16 protein-coding genes are annotated in these 16,158 nt (G+C 66.1%); 10 read left to right on the top strand and 6 right to left on the bottom strand.

Annotation, left to right across the window (positions count from 1 at the left end; all coding sequences use genetic code 11):
* The first annotated feature begins 122 nt into the window (after positions 1 to 122).
* Positions 123 to 1,847, top strand: coding sequence for a SulP family inorganic anion transporter (locus tag NR187_RS06320; RefSeq protein WP_211384555.1), 1,725 nt, complete (start codon positions 123 to 125; stop codon positions 1,845 to 1,847).
* 147 nt (positions 1,848 to 1,994) lie between these two features.
* Here the strand turns inward: NR187_RS06320 and NR187_RS06315 are convergent, their stop codons facing one another.
* The 3 genes from NR187_RS06315 to NR187_RS06305 all read right to left on the bottom strand — a co-directional run bounded on the left by NR187_RS06315 (position 1,995) and on the right by NR187_RS06305 (position 5,320).
* On the bottom strand, positions 1,995 to 2,357 hold the full coding sequence (locus NR187_RS06315) for a hypothetical protein (RefSeq protein WP_211384807.1): 363 nt from the start codon (positions 2,355 to 2,357) through the stop codon (positions 1,995 to 1,997).
* 122 nt (positions 2,358 to 2,479) lie between these two features.
* Positions 2,480 to 3,796 carry a Spy/CpxP family protein refolding chaperone gene (locus tag NR187_RS06310; protein ID WP_256806063.1) on the bottom strand — a complete coding sequence of 439 codons (1,317 nt, stop codon included), beginning with the start codon at positions 3,794 to 3,796 and terminating at the stop codon, positions 2,480 to 2,482.
* A gap of 99 nt (positions 3,797 to 3,895) precedes the next feature.
* A complete protein-coding gene (locus tag NR187_RS06305; protein ID WP_211384553.1) occupies positions 3,896 to 5,320 on the bottom strand; it encodes an FAD-binding oxidoreductase in 1,425 nt (474 codons plus the stop codon).
* A gap of 86 nt (positions 5,321 to 5,406) precedes the next feature.
* Here NR187_RS06305 and NR187_RS06300 point away from each other — a divergent pair, with 86 nt between their 5' ends.
* Entirely contained in the window at positions 5,407 to 5,913 is a 507-nt protein-coding gene (locus NR187_RS06300; RefSeq protein ID WP_256806062.1) for a thioesterase family protein, read from the top strand.
* A gap of 6 nt (positions 5,914 to 5,919) precedes the next feature.
* Here the strand turns inward: NR187_RS06300 and NR187_RS06295 are convergent, their stop codons facing one another.
* A complete protein-coding gene (locus NR187_RS06295) occupies positions 5,920 to 6,093 on the bottom strand; it encodes a DUF1328 domain-containing protein (protein WP_211384551.1) in 174 nt (57 codons plus the stop codon).
* Positions 6,094 to 6,333: 240 nt separating this feature from the next.
* Between NR187_RS06295 and NR187_RS06290 the strand changes: the two genes are divergently transcribed.
* The 8 genes from NR187_RS06290 to NR187_RS06255 all read left to right on the top strand — a co-directional run bounded on the left by NR187_RS06290 (position 6,334) and on the right by NR187_RS06255 (position 14,361).
* Positions 6,334 to 8,940 (top strand): ATP-dependent helicase, encoded by a 2,607-nt coding sequence (locus NR187_RS06290; RefSeq protein WP_256806061.1) that lies wholly within the window; start codon positions 6,334 to 6,336, stop codon positions 8,938 to 8,940.
* 91 nt (positions 8,941 to 9,031) lie between these two features.
* Positions 9,032 to 9,448: a hypothetical protein gene (locus tag NR187_RS06285; protein WP_211384549.1), complete on the top strand. Its 417-nt coding sequence runs from the start codon at positions 9,032 to 9,034 to the stop codon at positions 9,446 to 9,448.
* On the top strand, positions 9,448 to 10,119 hold the full coding sequence (locus tag NR187_RS06280; protein ID WP_211384548.1) for an OmpA family protein: 672 nt from the start codon (positions 9,448 to 9,450) through the stop codon (positions 10,117 to 10,119). Before NR187_RS06285 ends, NR187_RS06280 begins: the two co-directional genes overlap by 1 nt.
* A gap of 154 nt (positions 10,120 to 10,273) precedes the next feature.
* Entirely contained in the window at positions 10,274 to 10,810 is a 537-nt protein-coding gene (locus NR187_RS06275; RefSeq protein ID WP_256806060.1) for a DUF962 domain-containing protein, read from the top strand.
* Between the two features lie 29 nt (positions 10,811 to 10,839).
* A complete protein-coding gene (locus NR187_RS06270) occupies positions 10,840 to 11,871 on the top strand; it encodes an NAD-dependent epimerase/dehydratase family protein (protein ID WP_256806059.1) in 1,032 nt (343 codons plus the stop codon).
* Between the two features lie 30 nt (positions 11,872 to 11,901).
* On the top strand, positions 11,902 to 12,528 hold the full coding sequence (locus tag NR187_RS06265; RefSeq protein ID WP_211384545.1) for an isoprenylcysteine carboxylmethyltransferase family protein: 627 nt from the start codon (positions 11,902 to 11,904) through the stop codon (positions 12,526 to 12,528).
* A 92-nt stretch (positions 12,529 to 12,620) separates the two neighbouring features.
* The gene (locus NR187_RS06260; RefSeq protein ID WP_256806058.1) at positions 12,621 to 12,830 is read left to right on the top strand and encodes a hypothetical protein; all 210 of its coding nucleotides are present in this window, start codon (positions 12,621 to 12,623) and stop codon (positions 12,828 to 12,830) included.
* Positions 12,831 to 13,056: 226 nt separating this feature from the next.
* Positions 13,057 to 14,361 carry a sorbosone dehydrogenase family protein gene (locus NR187_RS06255; protein WP_256806057.1) on the top strand — a complete coding sequence of 435 codons (1,305 nt, stop codon included), beginning with the start codon at positions 13,057 to 13,059 and terminating at the stop codon, positions 14,359 to 14,361.
* Positions 14,362 to 14,364: 3 nt separating this feature from the next.
* Here the strand turns inward: NR187_RS06255 and NR187_RS06250 are convergent, their stop codons facing one another.
* Together NR187_RS06250 and NR187_RS06245 are read right to left on the bottom strand one after the other, a co-directional pair.
* On the bottom strand, positions 14,365 to 15,189 hold the full coding sequence (locus NR187_RS06250; protein ID WP_256806056.1) for an aspartate dehydrogenase: 825 nt from the start codon (positions 15,187 to 15,189) through the stop codon (positions 14,365 to 14,367).
* Positions 15,190 to 15,227: 38 nt separating this feature from the next.
* Positions 15,228 to 16,145, bottom strand: a complete 918-nt coding sequence (locus tag NR187_RS06245; protein ID WP_211384541.1) for a LysR family transcriptional regulator — start codon at positions 16,143 to 16,145, stop codon at positions 15,228 to 15,230.
* Between the last annotated feature and the right edge of the window lie 13 nt (positions 16,146 to 16,158).

The raw sequence follows: 16,158 nt of genomic DNA, 5'->3' as shown, positions 1-16,158 counted from the left end.
CGTGACGCGGAGGACAATCCGTCCTCCGTCATTGCGATGCAGGGAAATTGCGTCTGCCGCTTCCCGATACGGAAATGCTGTAGTCTTATCAGCGGACAGGAATTTCCGGGGATTTCTCATCGATGCCGCACGACGCTCACGCCAAGGGCTCAAAGGAGCATGCCTGGCCGCTGTTTCGCTCACTCGCGTCCTATTCCCTGCCCGGCGATCTCATGGCGGGGCTGACGCTGGCGGCGATCGCCATCCCCGAGCAGATGGCCACGGCGCGGCTCGGCGGCTTCGCGCCGCAGCTCGGCTTCTTCGCCTTCATGGCGGGCTCGCTCGGCTTTGCGTTGCTCGGCGGCAACCGCTTCCTGTCCTGCGGCGCCGATTCCACGATCACGCCGATCTTCGCCGGCGGGCTTGCCGCACTGGCCGCTGCCGGCTCGCCCGAATATCAGGGGCTTGCGATCGCGCTGGCGCTGATGGTCGGCGCAATGATGCTGGCCGGCGGCGCCTTCCGCCTCGGCGGCATCGCCAATCTCTTGTCGGTGCCGGTGATGGTCGGCTTCCTCGCCGGCATCTCGGTCCACATCATCGTCTCGCAACTGCCGGGCGTGCTCGGGCTGGAATCGCCGAGCGGGCCGACGCTCGATCGCATTGGCGTGCTCGCCACCGAGCTCGGCCGGGTCAATCCCTTCACCTTGTGCATCGGCTTCGGCGTGCTGGCCGTGGTCTTCGTTTCCGAGAAGGTCAGCGCAAAAATTCCCGGCGCGCTGATCGGGCTCGTCGCCGCGACGCTGGCCACGATCGCACTCGGCCTCGAGACCAAGGGCGTGAGCGTCGTCGGCACGGTGCCGGGCACACTGCCACGGCCGACATTCCCCATGCTTGCACCGGAGCAATGGGTGCGTCTCGTGCCGCTCGCCTTCGTGATCACCATCGTGGTGATGGTGCAGACCGCGGCGACGACGCGGTCGTTCCCGTCCGATCCCGACAAGCCGGCCGATGTCGACCGCGATTTCCTCGGCGCGGGCGCCGGCAGCGTGCTGGCCGGCCTGTTCGGCGCGTTTCCGGTCAACGCCAGCCCGCCGCGGACGGGCATCGTCGCGGAGACCGGCGGACAGTCGCAGCTTGCGGGCCTTGCGGCGGCTGCCATCGTGCTGGCGCTGCTCGCATTCGGCACGGGACTGTTGCAGCACGTTCCGGACGCCGCGCTCGGCGGCATTTTGCTGTTCGTCGCGCTGCGCATCATCCGCGTCAAGCAGATCGTCACGGTCTACAAGCAGTCCTTCAGCGAATTCCTGCTGATCGCCGCCACCGCAGCGCTGATCATCGTGCTGCCGATCCAGCAGGGCGCGTTCCTCGGCATCGTGCTGTCGCTGCTGCACGGCATCTGGAGCACGACGCGCGCGCGGCTGGTCGAGTTCGAGCGCGTGCCGGGCACCACGATCTGGTGGCCCGCGCATCCGCACATCACCGGCGAGCGCATCGCCGGCGTCGCGGTGATCGGACTGCAGGCGCCGCTCTCGTTCCTCAATGCGCCAGGCTTCCGCAGCGACGTGGGCAAGGTGCTCGGCGCGGCGACGCCGCAGCTGCTGGTGCTGGAGGCCAGCGGCATGGTCGAGATCGACTTCACCGCCGCGCAGATCCTGCTCGACGTGTTCAGGGCGTGTAGCGAACAGGGCGTCACGGTCGCGCTGGCCCGGCTGGAATCGGTGCGCGCGCAGGAGGCATTCGAGCGATTCAGATTGTACGACGTGCTGCCGAAGGAGCACGTCTTCCACAGCGTGGACGAGGCCGTGCGCAAGCTGGCGAAACAGGAATGGCAGTTGGGTCACGCAGGCGGAGCCGCGAACTCGCTGTAACCTCTCCCGCTTGCGGGAGAGGTCGGCGCGGAGCGCCGGGTGAGGGCTCTCTCCTCCTGGGGATTGTCCCGCTGCGGAGATATCCTCTCCCCAACCCTCTCCCGCAAGCGGGAGAGGAAGCGCCTTCAATGCGGCAACGGTCAGCCATCACTCCGCCAGCGTCGGGTGATCCCGCTGGATCGTCTCGCGGATCCAGCTGGCATGGATCGCGCGAAACAGGATCTGCGCAGTCTTGAGGTCGTCGGCCTTCATGCAGAGTTTGACGATGCGATGGACCGCATCATCGCGCATCAATCCATCCGAGATCTTCATCGCGATTTCCATCGCGACCTTGGCCGCGCGCTCGTAACGCCCGCTCTCCCGCTTGTCGTTGCGCGCGGAACCTGCCGCGCTCGTGGCCGCGGCCTCACAAATGGCGCGGATACGCTCGGCGGCCTCGATGTCGCCGAGCGGCCCTTCGATCGTCTCGTCCCAGATGTCCGCCGGCTTCCGCTTCGCGAACCACTTCATCGCCCCACCACCCGCGGTCTTCCAGCCGCCGTATTGCCGCTCTTCAGGCTCGCTGAGCATAGAGAGGCCTATCGAAATGGGCGAGGCGATTCTTCCGCGACACTCCCTGACTCGGGACGCATTCACGACGTCCGGCGTGGTCCGATGGCCTCGAACTGGGCCTTCTGCTCGTCATTCAGCGTGCCGTAGAAGTCCTCCAGCGCTGCGCGAACCGACTTGACGCCGTCGAGCATGATGTCGAGCCGCTTGCGGACCGCGGCCATTCGCGCCGGCGGCGTCATCACGTCGCTGGGCTGGCAGGCCGCCTTGAGCGATGCGCTGACCCTGGCGCTGGTATCCTGGAGCACCTGTAGCGTAGCGCGCTGAGTGTCGTTGGGATGAAGCCGCGCCTCGATGTCGGTGCTGGGCCAATCGAGCGCGGCAGGTGCCCCGCAATTCTGGACCAGCGATCCCTCGGTGTTGTTGGAAGCTGTCGCGCGACGCTGGTCCTGGGCCAGCGCATTGAAGCGCGCCTTCTGCTCGTCCGAGAGCAAGCCGTAGAAATTATCCAGGGCGGGCTGAACGAGATCGACGGCTTTCTCCATCGCCTCGATGCGCTGCTGCATCGCCGCCAGCCGACCGGGCGCCGTCGCCGCGACTTGCGCCGGGCAGGACGCACGGATCATGCCCGCCGCCTGGATCGAGGCGTTGCCGAGCTCGTCGAGGCTTGCGCCTTGCGCCTCGCTCGGCTGCACCGTAGCGGCGATCTGGTCGATCGGCAGACCGACGATTTCGCGGCGGTCGCTGCCGCAAAGCTGATCCAGCGCAACGCCGCGCGCTTGCCGCCGGCCCTGCGGCCGCTGCGGCAGATAGGCCGAAAGACCGTCGTAGCCATAGGGCCCGAAGATGCCGGCGTAGATGTCCGGATATCCGTAGCCCCAGAAGCCGAGACCATCGCCCCAGATCGTGTAGTCGTAGAGATCGTTATACGCGAACGGCCAGAACAGCGGTCCGACCCAGCCATAACCGCCGCCCGCATGTTGCCACCATCCGCTGCTGGCACCATGCCAGCCGGCCAGTGCCGCCGCCGCTGCGATCTGGGCTCGCGCCGCCGGATTGCCTATCAGACGGCCGTTGCGGAAGGCGCTGGAATGCGCGTTGAGAGCGTTGCGGAAATTCGCGGGGCGAACGGCCGCATTGCGGATCTGACCGAAGTTCGGACCACCATGTCGCGCTCCCGTCGCGAAGTGCGGCCCGCCATGATGGCCGCCGCCATGCGCGTGTCCGAAGCCCTGACCGCCAAAATGGCCGCCGCCGTGGTGGCCGCCACCATGCCCGCCACCACCATGACCGCCTCCGTGCCCACCGCCATGGCCACCACCGCCGCCCTTGCCCAGGGCCGTGCCCGCCAAAATGCAGGCAAACGCCATCGCGGCAATTCCAATGACCGGTCGCAACATCGCATCCTCCCGCAGAGCCGCGCCATTGAGGCATCGGAAGCTGACGGAATTGGAACCGGTCTCGCGGCCGAAAGTTCCGCGAACGCGACGCAGCAGGCGCTACGCCTCCGGCACGATCTTGCCGGGGTTGAAGATGTTGAGCGGATCGAGCGCCTTTTTCAGCGCGCGCATCGCGTCGATCGCCTCGGGGCCGAGCTCCGCCTTGAGGTATTTCTGCTTGCCCTGGCCGATGCCGTGCTCGCCGGTGCAGGTGCCGTCCATCGCCTGCGCGCGCTCGACCAGGCGATGCATGAACTCTTCGCCGCGCGCCATCTCGTCGGCGTCGTTGGTGTCGCAGACCAGCGAGCAGTGGAAATTGCCGTCGCCGACATGGCCGACGATCGGCGACAACAAATTGAGGCGCTTCAGATCCTCCTCGGTCTCGCCGACGCATTCGGCAAGGCGCGAGATCGGCACGCAGACGTCGGTCGCGACCACGCCGATGCTGTCGCCGGGCCGCAGCGCCTTCACCGACCAATAGGCATCGTGCCGCGCCTGCCAAAGTTTTGTTCGATCCTCCGGCTTGGTGGTCCAGGAGAAATCGCCGCCGCCGCAGTCCTTGGCGATCTCGCCGAAGGCCTTGGACTGCTCGGCGACCTCGATCTCGCTGCCGTGGAATTCCATCAAGAGCAGCGGCGTCTCCGGCAGCGTCAGCTTCGAATAGGCGTTGCAGGCCTTGACCTGCGCGGCGTTGAGCAGCTCGATGCGCGCCACGGGAATGCCGGTCTGGATCGCCAGGATCACGGCCTGACACGCCCCATGCACGGTCTCGAACGACACCGCGCCGGCCGCGATCGTGTCGGGGATGCCGCGCAGCCGAATGGTCAATTCCGAGATGATCCCGAGCGTACCCTCGGCACCGACGAACAGATGCGTCAGGTCGTAGCCCGCGGAGGATTTTTTCGCGCGGGTGCCGGTCGTGATGATCTCGCCGTCGCCGCGTACCACCTTCAGCGCCAGCACGCTGTCGCGCATGGTGCCGTAGCGCACCGCATTGGTGCCGGAGGCGCGGGTCGAGGCCATGCCGCCGAGCGAGGCGTCCGCGCCGGGATCGATCGGGAAGAACAGGCCCTGGTCGCGCAGATGCTCGTTCAGCGCCTTGCGGGTGACGCCGGGCTGGATCACGCAGTCGAGGTCCTCGGCATGCACCGCGAGGACCTTGTTCATGTCGCGCAGGTCGATCGAGATGCCACCGGCGGGCGCGTTGACCTGGCCTTCCAGCGAGGTGCCGGTGCCGAAGGCGATGACAGGCACACGGTTTTTGGCGCAGATCCGCACCACGTCCTGGATGTCGGCGGTCTCCTGCGCCATCACCACGCCGTCCGGCGGCTGATTGACGATCCATGTCGTGGTGTGGCCGTGCTGCTCGCGCACGGCCTGCGAGGTGATGAGGCGGTTGCCGAACCGTGCGGCAAGCTGCTCCAGCGCGCTTGCGAGGGCTTTCGGCTCCGGCCGCGGCGGATTATTGGTGATGGTCGTACCCACGGACATTCCTCCCGACAGAAGAACCGTGGCAAAGGACATCTAACCGGTCAAGTCAAGCGACCGAACGCATAGCCCGGGAAGGAAACATGCCCGACACCGCCGCCACAGCCCCCAACGCGGAGCCGTTCCGGACCTCGATCATGCAGATCGAGCCGCAATGGATCGACTATAACGGCCATCTCAACATGGCCTATTACAACGTGATGTTCGACCGTGCGATCGACGAGTTCTGGCTCGAGCTCGGGATCGGTCCTGCTTACAAGAAGGAGCGCCACGGCTCGACCTTCACTGCCGAATGCCATGTGCGCTATCTACGCGAGACCCACCTCGGCGATCCCGTGCAGATCCTGGTCTGGCTGCTGGAGGCCGACGACAAGCGGCTGCACACGTTCGAGGAGATGAGGCATGCCACCGAAGGCTGGCTGTCGGCCACCTCGGAGAACATGTCGCTGCATATGGACATGAACGCGCGGCGCGTTGCACCGTTTCCACCCGACATCCAGCAGCGTATCGCCGGGGTCGCCAAGGCCCACAGCGCCCTGCCGCGGCCCGAGGGCATCGGCCGAAACGTGGCGATGCCCTCGAAGCGGTAAGCGCCGCTAGACCCTGGTGCGGCCGCGGGCCAATCCGACCACGGCCGAGACCAGGAACAGGACAACCGCGATGAAGAAGATGATCTTGGCGATCTCGATCGATGCGCCGGCGAGGCCGCCAAAGCCCAGAATACCCGCGATCAGTGCGATAATCAGAAACGTCACAACCCAGCTCAGCATGGTCAAAACCTCTGTTTCAATGACTGTCCGCGAACGGCGCGACTGACGCGCCTCACTTGCCCAAACAATCTCCAACTCGGAACATTGGTTCCGGCCCGCTGCCGCCGGAAATTCGCCTGCCCGCAGGAACAAAATCGCCCCGCCGCGCACGTGGAAAACCTCTTCCCGGCGCCCCATATAGGCACCAATCCCTGTTATGAAGGCTCCCTTCCGCAACCCCGCGGTGCCATCGTGGGGCCAATGATTCGCATGACCGAGCCGAGCAAGATCACCAGCGTCCCCGACCACCAGCCCGCAGCCGGCGGCATTGCCGCGCGTGCGCGCGCCTCGGTGGGCCCGAAATACCTGTCCGGGCTCAATCCCGAGCAGCGCGACGCCGTGGAGACCTTGGACGGTCCGGTCCTGGTGCTGGCCGGCGCCGGCACCGGCAAGACCCGCGTGCTGACCACGCGTATCGCCCACATCCTGAGCCAGGGCCGCGCCCGCCCCGCCGAGATCCTGTCGGTGACATTCACCAACAAGGCCGCGCGCGAGATGAAGCACCGGCTCGGCCAGATGCTCGGCCACGCCGTCGAAGGCATGCCGTGGCTCGGCACCTTCCACTCCATCGGCGGGCGCATCCTGCGCACCCATGCCGAGCTGGCGCAGCTCAAGTCGAACTTCACCGTGCTCGATGTCGACGATCAGGTGCGGCTGCTCAAGCAGCTGCTGCAGGCCGACAACATCGACGACAAGCGCTGGCCGGCGCGCATGCTGGCCGGGCTGATCGACGGCTGGAAGAACCGCGGCCTGACGCCGTCGCAGGTGCCGCCAGGCGAAGCCGCCGTCTTCGCCAACGGCAAGGGCGGCAAGCTCTATGCGAGCTACCAGGAGCGACTGAAGATCTTGAACGCTGCCGATTTCGGCGACCTGCTGCTCGAAGACATCCGCATCTTCCGCGAGCACCCGGATATTTTGCGGCAGTACCAGCAGCGCTTCAAATTCATCCTGGTCGACGAGTACCAGGACACCAACGTCGCGCAATATCTGTGGCTAAGGCTGCTGTCGCAGGCGCCGACGTCCAACCCGTCATTGCCGGGATTGACCCGGCCATCCATCGATTCTTCGCGAGATGGATCACCGGGTCTCGACGCTTCGCGCCGGCCCGGTGATGACGAGAGCGATGATGCGGCGCCGCCCCCCGTTACTGAAAAAGCCCACGTCAAGAACATCTGCTGCGTCGGCGACGACGACCAGTCGATCTATGGCTGGCGCGGCGCCGAGGTCGACAACATCCTCCGCTTCGACCACGATTTCCCCGGCGCCAAGGTGATCCGCCTCGAGCGCAATTACCGCTCGACCGGCCACATCCTCGCCGCCGCCTCGCACCTGATCGCCCATAACGAAGGCCGGCTCGGCAAGACGCTGCGCACCGAGGACCAGGACGGCGAAAAGGTCACGGTGACGGGCTCGTGGGATTCGGAAGAGGAAGCGCGCGGCATCGGCGAGGAGATCGAGCAGATCCAGCGTCAGGGCGAGAAGCTCAACGAGATCGCGATCCTGGTGCGCGCCTCGTACCAGATGCGCGAATTCGAAGACCGCTTCGTCACGCTCGGCCTGCCCTATCGCGTCATCGGCGGCCCGCGCTTCTACGAGCGCGCCGAAATCCGCGACGCGCTGGCTTATCTGCGCGTGATCAACTCGCCCGCCGACGATCTCGCCTTTGAGCGCATCGTCAACGTCCCCAAGCGCGGCCTTGGCGATGCCACCGTGCAGATGCTGCACGACCACGCCCGCAAGCGCCGGATTCCCTTGTTTGAGGCCGCGCGCGCAGTGGTCGAGACCGACGAGCTGAAGCCGAAGGCGCGCGGGTCCCTGCGCGACGTCGTCGCCCAGTTCGACCGCTGGCGCGCCCAGCGCGAGGTCACCGCGCATACCGATCTTGCCCAGATCGTGCTCGACGAGAGCGGCTATACCGAGATGTGGCAGAAGGACCGTTCGGCGGACGCCGCGGGCCGGCTTGAGAACCTCAAGGAGCTGGTGCGCTCGATGGAGGAGTTCGAGAACCTGCAAGGATTCCTCGAGCACATCTCGCTGGTGATGGACCGCGACAGCGGGGCCGATGAGGACGCGGTGTCGCTGATGACGCTGCATTCGGCCAAGGGCCTCGAATTCGACAACGTGTTCCTGCCGGGCTGGGAGGAAGGCCTGTTCCCGAGCCAGCGTACGCTGGACGAGCAGGGCCGCGCCGGCCTGGAAGAAGAGCGCAGGCTCGGCCATGTCGGCCTGACCCGCGCCCGCCGCCGGGCAAAAATCTACTTCGCGACCAACCGCCGGATCCATGGCACTTGGTCGACCACGATCCCGTCGCGCTTCCTGGACGAATTGCCGGCGGCCAATGTCGAGATCACGGAATCCAAGGGCGGCTCCGCCTGGGGCGGCACCGGCGGCTACGGCGCCTCCCGCTTCGACGACATGGAGGCTTTCGGCTCGACCTATTCGACGCCCGGCTGGCAGCGCGCCCAGGCAAACCGGGAAGGCAACCGCAACCGGGGCCAGGCGAATGGACAGGGCCGCAATGGCGGCGGTAGCGGCGGCTTCGAGGAACAAGTCTCGTCGTTCTCGTCCGCGTCATCCTCGCCCGATTTCGGCAGCTTCTCCCCGCGCCGCCGCGGCCCCATGACGATCGAGGGCGAGCTGGTCGCCAAATCCACCGGCACGACCTCGGAATTCTCGCTCTCCGACCGCGTCTTCCACCAGAAATTCGGCTACGGCCGCGTCACCAGGATCGACGGCAACAAGCTCACCATCGCCTTCGACAAGGCCGGCGAGAAGAAGGTCGTGGACAGCTTCGTGCAGCGGGCGTGAGGCACTGCCCTGTTGCGGCAGCGTTACGGCGCCATCTTTCTTCCCTCCCCGCCCCTTGACCATCGCGAACTTCCCCGTATCAGATGCGCCCATGGTCCGGGGCTCCGTCACATCGATCGTGCTGGCATTGGTTATGCCGTCGCTTGCGGCGGCGGAGACCATGAGCTTTGGCGATTCGCTCGGGCTCCTGGCCAAGAGCTGCGGCGCGGAAATCGTCGCCAATTGCCGCGGCGTCAATCCGGACTCGACCCGGCTGAAGGAATGCCTGTCGCGCAACCGCGACGTGCTGTCCCAGCAGTGCCAGAGCGACTATCTCGGTGCCTTCGACGCGATCCAGAAGCGCGTTGCCGCCCGCGTCACCGTGGCGAACGTCTGCCAGCGCGAGATCGTCAAGGTCTGCGGCGGCTCGACCAAGGAAACCAGCAAATCGGTCCCCTGCCTGGTCTCGACGCCCAAGGGTATCAGCAACAACTGCCTGAAGGCCGTCGACGACGCGGGGTACCGCTGATGCGCGCGAACAGGCTGTCGACCGCCGGACTCTGCATCACGCTCGGCCTCGCCTTGCTCGCGGACGCGGCAGCTGCGCAAACGGCACCACCGACCCGCGACGACATCGTCGGCAAGCTCAACCATTTCGAACAGGCCGCCGAGGTCGACATCCCCGCGCTGAAGCAGCAGGTGATGGAGCGGGCCAAGGCCAGGATCAAGAACGACCCGGGTCCGGTGAACCGGCCGCTGATCGCGCCAGACCTCGCCAGCCTGCCGACCTTCACCGCGCAGATCCAGTTCGACGCCGACACGCCGATCATCCAGCCGACGTCCTACCAGACCGTCGGCCGCATTGCCGACGCGCTGGTTCACGCCTCCCTGCTGCCCTACACCTTCCTGATCGTCGGCCACGTCGAATCCAATGCGAAGACGCGCGAGGCCAACGCGATCCTGAGCCAGCGCCGGGCGGACGCGATCCGCGACGTGCTGGTGAACACGTTCAAGATCTCGACCAAGCGGCTGCACCCAATCGGCCTCGGCGAGGAGCAGTTCATCGACCGCGCCAAGCCGACTTCGGCCGTCAACGGCCAGTTGCAGATTCTGACCTACGCCAAGCTGCCGGATGACGCGCCAGCGCGTCCGGTTGCGACACCTGTGCCTGCGACGAAAAAGCCCGCCAAGAAGCGCTGATCATACGTGCCCCGTCGCCTAACGGAACCCTTTGAAGTCCCGATCGTTTGTGACCTGTCCCACGGCGCGACAGAACGGTTTTGCGCGACAATAGTGCCGGTTTGTGCACCGCCCTATCAGGTGCTATAGGCTTTTTTCGACCTTCCCCGACCCCATGCTGCACGAGACCGAGATGGCCAGTTATTTTCAACGTCAACTGGCCGACTACGTCGAATATCATCGCGATCCCTGGAACTGCGCGATGCACGTGGTCGGCATCCTCCTGCTCTTCACCGGCGCCGTGCTGCCGCTGACCTTCGTGCATTTCCCGATCTTCGGGATCGAGGTGAGTCTGGCCGTGATTCTGGCCCTGCCGGTGCTGGTTTACTGGCTGATGCTGGACGCCGGGATCGGGCTTGGCATCCTCGCCGCGATGATCGTGCTGCTTTCGGTCGCAACCGCGATCGGAAATCAGGTCTCGATCGTCATGATGTGGTCGATTTTTGCGGTGCTGATCGGATTTGGCGTCGCAGCGCAGATCGTCGGCCACAAGGTTTTCGAGGAACGGCAGCCGTCGATGGTCGACCACCCCACGCATTTCCTGCTTGGACCGATGTTTGTCATGGCAAAATTATTCATTGCATTGGGCTTCCGTCGCGACCTTGCCGCGATTCTGGCGCCTCTTCCGACCAATTCCCTTTCAACCCGATAGTCCTCGAAGCGAAACAGCAAACCTTCTGCATGGCTCTCGTACTGGTTACCGGTGGCAGTGGCTTCATCGGACATCATCTCGTCGAAGCGCTCCGCGCCCGTGGGCAGCGGGTGCGTGTTCTCGATGTCCGTGCGCCGGCCGCGGCGCATGCCGACGTTGAATATGCCCATGGCTCGGTGCTGGACGGCACCGCGGTCGATGCCGCGCTGGCCGGCGTCGATCAGGTCTATCACCTCGCCGGCCTGCCCGGCATGTGGGTCGCCGACAAGCAGGCCTTTCACGACGTCAATTGCCGCGGTACCGAAATCGTGCTCGCGGCCGCGATGCAGCGCGGCGTGTCGCGCTTCTTGCACTGCTCGACGGAATCGATCCTGTTCCGCTATTCCGACCTGGGCGGTGTTCCCGCCGAAGAGGCGCTGCAGCGGGCCGATGCGATGCCGGGCGCCTATACGCGGTCGAAGTCGCTGGCCGAGCATTGCGCCGCGAAGGCCGCGGCTGCAGGCTTCCCGCTGGTGATCGGCACGCCGACCATGCCGATCGGCGCCGCCGACCACAACCTGACGCCGCCGACCGCGATGCTGTGGTACTTCCTGCAGAAGAAGGTGCAGCCGCACCTCAACTTCCCGGTCAACCTCGTCGACGTCCGCGACGTTGCCATGGGCCTCGTGCTGACGATGGAACGCGGCCGCATCGGCCAGCGCTACATCCTCGGCGGCGACTGCGTCCCGCTCGGCAACATCCTGCGGATGATGTCGGCGATGAGCGGGCGCCGGCAGTTTCCGGTCGTCGTGCCCGGCAAAATCGCCGAGCTCTCCGCGATCATGCTCGAATACGTCTCCGACCACATCACGCGCCGGCCGCCCAACGGCACCGCCGAGGGCGTGCGCATTGCGCTCGCCGCGAGCGACCTCTCGATCGGCAAGGCGCGCACCGAGCTCGGCTATTCGCCGCGCCCGATCGAGCCCGTGTTGCGCGAAACCATCACCCATCTTCTCGCCCGCGGCGTCGCGCCCGCTTCCGGCGCCATCGAGCATCACGCGCTCTCCTCGCGCGCCAGCTGAGCTGCCGCCCAACCCAAAGAACCTTTCCGCATGTCCTTCGATTTCAGCAAGCTTCTCTCTGTCGCCTGGGGTGGCTGGACCACGACCTGGCCGACCGAACTGCTGGCTCTGATCTGGCTCGCCTTTCTCGCCAGCTGGGTGGGCGCCTCGTTCTGGCAGGGCCGGACCAAGAAGCAGGTCATGACGCTGGAGTCGCAGCGCTATAGCCTGCCGATCCTGGTCGGCGGCATCCTGTACACGCCGTGGGTTGCGGAGCTCCTGGGCTGGAAGCCGCTCTGGGTGCTCGGCGACAGCGGCATCTATGTCGCCGCGATGCTCTCGATCGCCGGCATCGCCTTCGCCTGGTGGGGCCGGCTGCATCTCGGAAAGTTCTGGTCCAACACCATCACCCACAAAGAAGACCACCGCGTCATCGACACCGGCCCCTACGGCATCGTGCGTCACCCGATCTACACTGGGTTGATCTTCGGCATGCTCGTCACCGGGATCGCGATCGGCATGGTCACGACGATCCTGGGCGCGATCCTGATCTCGCTCGGCATGTGGCAGAAGGGCCGGATGGAAGAAGTGTTCCTGTCCAAGGAGCTCGGCGAGGACGCCTACGGCGCCTATTGCCGCCGCGTGCCGATGATCATCCCGTTCCTGTCGCCGCGCTGAGGGCAGATACGCCCGAAACATTCAGCCAGGAACCACCTTTTCCCAAGCCCGTTAACTTCTCGACACCTGCACAGACCGCAGAGCATCGAGCCATGTCCGACGCCTATGACTATTTTCGCGAGCACGCGATTGCCGCCGTGCGCAAGGCGAGAGCGCTGCCGCCCGGGCGGCCGAAGCTGAAGCAGCGCACGGTCGCGCGCGTCTATCACCTGCTCTCCAAGGAAGCTGCGCTTGCGCCGAATGTCCATCACCTCGAGGATTTTCGGACGGCGCGACGGCTGGAACGGCAAGTACAGCAATGAATCCCCGCCCCTATGCAAATTCGGCCGGCAGCCATTCCACGGGAATAGACCTCTGCTGAGTTCCGCCACGGTTGACCTTTTTACCGCGACCAAGTTGGATGCGCGCGCAACGAGGCACGACGACATCCATCGTGGATCTGAGGAGGTCGACGATCAGGCCTGAGCCCGCGCGGGGCCTGGTGCGATCCGGCGTCGGACAGTGCCGCAGGTTCGACAGGGGCTTCTCATGAATTTTTCCAGCATTTTTGCGCAGTTCGTCGCGCTCCTCGGCGGCATCGCGCTGCAATGGCGGAAGCTGACGGGGACCCAGCCCGCGCCCGCCTGGGGCCACGCGCCCGCCATTCCCGAAGCCAAACCGCAAGGCGCTATCCCGACCCTGAAGATGCCGACCGCGCGCGGCTGGAGCGAAGGGCAGAAGCCGACGGCAGCCGCCGGGCTCAAGGTCAACGCGTTCGCAACCGGCCTCGACCATCCGCGCTGGATCGAGGTGCTGCCCAATGGCGACGTGCTGATCGCGGAAGCGACGCAGATCGCAGGCGCCCCGCGATCCGTGTTTCACTACGCGATGCAGGCGACGATGCGGCGCGCCGCCGCGCTCGGCGTTTCCGCCAACCGCATCACGCTGCTCCGCGACAAGGACGGTGACGGCGTCGCCGAAGTTCGCGGCGCCTTCATGGAAAACCTCAGCCAGCCGTTCGGCATGGCGCTGGTCGGCGACACCTTCTATGTCGGCAACACCGACGGCGTGATGGCCTTTCCTTACGTCGCGAATGCCGACAGCATCACCGCGCCAGGCAAGCGGCTCACCACCTTCAAGCCTAGCGGGCACTGGACGCGCAGCCTGCTCGCAAGCCCCGACGGCAAGAAGCTCTATGCGGGCGTCGGCTCACTCAGCAACATTGCCGAGATGGGCATGGAGGTCGAGGAAGGCCGCGCCGCGGTCTATGAGCTCGATCTCCTCGCCGGCACGCATCGCATCTTCGGTGCCGGCCTGCGCAACCCGGTCGGCCTTGCCTGGGAGCCGAACACGAACGTGCTCTGGACCGTCGTCAACGAGCGCGACGGCCTCGGCGACGAGACGCCGCCGGATTATCTCACCTCAGTGCGCGACGGCGGCTTCTACGGCTGGCCCTATTGCTACTGGGGCAAGACGGTGGACGACCGCGTGCCGCAGGATCCGGCGATGGTCGCCAAGGCGCTCGCGCCGGACTACGCGCTCGGCGGCCACACCGCCTCGCTCGGCCTGTGCTGGATGCCCGCGGGCACGCTGCCGGGCTTCCCCGACGGCATGGCGATCGGCCAGCACGGCTCGTGGAATCGCAGCACGCTGTCCGGCTACAAACTGGTGTTCATCCCGTTCGCGAACGGCAAACCCTCCGGCCCGGCGCGCGACATCCTGTCGGGCTTCCTCGCGCCGGACGAGAAGGAATCCTACGGCCGCCCGGTTGGCGTCGTGATCGGTCCCGACAAGAAGTCGCTGCTGATGGCCGACGACGTCGGCAACGTGATCTGGCGCGTCACAGGCGCGTAAAGGTTACGTCCCGACGCACAGCGTGGCGCGCTGCTTGCGCAGCAGCGCGACCACTGAGAGTGCCGTGATCAATCCCGTCTTGGGATTCTCCGACGGGATGTTCTCGATGGACATCGAGAAGCGCGCCGAATCGGCCTCGACCTCGACGCGATGAACGTTGCGCGTCACGCCTGGGTCGGCCCAGATCTGCACCATTGTGCGGTCGGGCCCGACACCGGCGAGCGACAGCGCGACCGCGACGTTGAGATTGGCGGGAAAACCCTTTGCGGCCTCGCGCGCCGTGCCCTCGAACAGCTTGAGCGGCTCGCGCAGCTTGTCGATGTCGATGTTGTTCTCGACGATGAACGGCGCGCCCTTCAAGCCATCGATCGGCTTGCGCGTCACCATCCTCACCGAATGAATGGCGCCAATCGCGGCGGCATTGACGGCATCGAGCCCGATCAGCGCGCCCGTCGGCACGATGATGCGGCCGCCATTGGCGCGGGCGAGATCGACCAGATCGAAATTGTCGAGCAGCCCGCCGACGCTGACGACGACCGCGGCCTTGCCGCACTTCACCGCAGGCTCGACGATCGCGCGCAACTGGCTGCTCGGCGCGCATTCGACCACGATGTCGGCGGCCTCGCCGAGCCGGTCGATCGGCAGCACCTGCGGCAGGCGGCGCAGGCCACCCAGAAAGGCTTGATGCTTGGCGGGATCGCGCACGGCGACGGCGGACAATGTCAGCCCCTCGATGCCCTGATCGAGCGCGGTCGCGATCCTGGTGCCGATCGAGCCCAGCCCTGCAATGGCCACCCGCAACTCGTTCGAAGCTTTCTGACGGCTCATCACATCACACCTTCTGTCCACGCCAACGTCATAGCTCCTCACGCCTCCCGCGCATAGCTGCGCAGGCGTGCCTCGAGCACCGACAGCATTGCATCGCGGGCCGGATCGCGCGAGCCGCGCATCCAAGCGGCGGCAAGAGGCAGTCGGCCGACGGGACCGCTCTGCTTCGGCCGCAGCGGCACGAAGCGCACGCCCGTCACTGCCATCCGCGTGGTCCAGCGCGGCACGATCGCGACCCCGAGCCTGGTTGCCACCAGATGGATGATGGTTTGCTTCTCGTCGGCGACCTGCACGATGCGCGGAGTGAGGCCCGCCTGCTCGAACAGCTTGATGGTGAGGTCGTGGCTATGCGGCCGCGAGCGGCGGTCCGGCACCAGCATCGCTTCGTCGGCGATCTCGGCCAGCGTGACCGACTTCTTCCCGGCCAGCGCGTGGCGCTGCGGGAATGCCACGATGGCAGTCTCCTGGATAAGGTCGCGGAACTCGAGCCGCTTGTCCGGCTGCACCGGCGGGCGCACGAAGGCAAGATCAAGCGCGCCGGTCAGGATCTTCGGCAGCAGCCGGACAGTCTTGTCCTCCAGAAGCTGCACCGCGATGTCAGGATGCTTGTCGCGGAAATCACGCAGCAGCGGCGGCAGCAATCCCGCCGCCGCGCTGTCGATGGCACCGACCCGCAGCCGCCGCGCGGCCCCCGCACGCGAACGGTTGCGCAGATTATTCTCGACCGCCTCGACCCGCGCGAGGATGGCGCGAGCATCGCGCAAGAGCGTTGCGCCGTCTTCCGTCAGCGACACCGCACGCGTCGTCCGCGCGAACAGCCGCGTGCCCAGATCCTGTTCCAGCAGCCTGATCTGGCGCCCGAGCGCGGAGGGCAGCATCTGGAGCTGCTGCGCCGCGCGGCCGAAATGCAGCTGTTCGGCCGCCGCCACGAAGCATCGAAGCTGATGCAATTCCATCGCGTACCCTCTC

The sequence above is a fragment of the Bradyrhizobium sp. Bra64 genome, from assembly GCF_024519875.1.
In the GTDB taxonomy this organism is placed as follows: Bacteria; Pseudomonadota; Alphaproteobacteria; order Rhizobiales; family Xanthobacteraceae; genus Bradyrhizobium; species Bradyrhizobium japonicum_G.
Note: the sequence above shows the minus strand (reverse complement) of the source record. Positions and strands in the feature narration are given on the sequence as shown.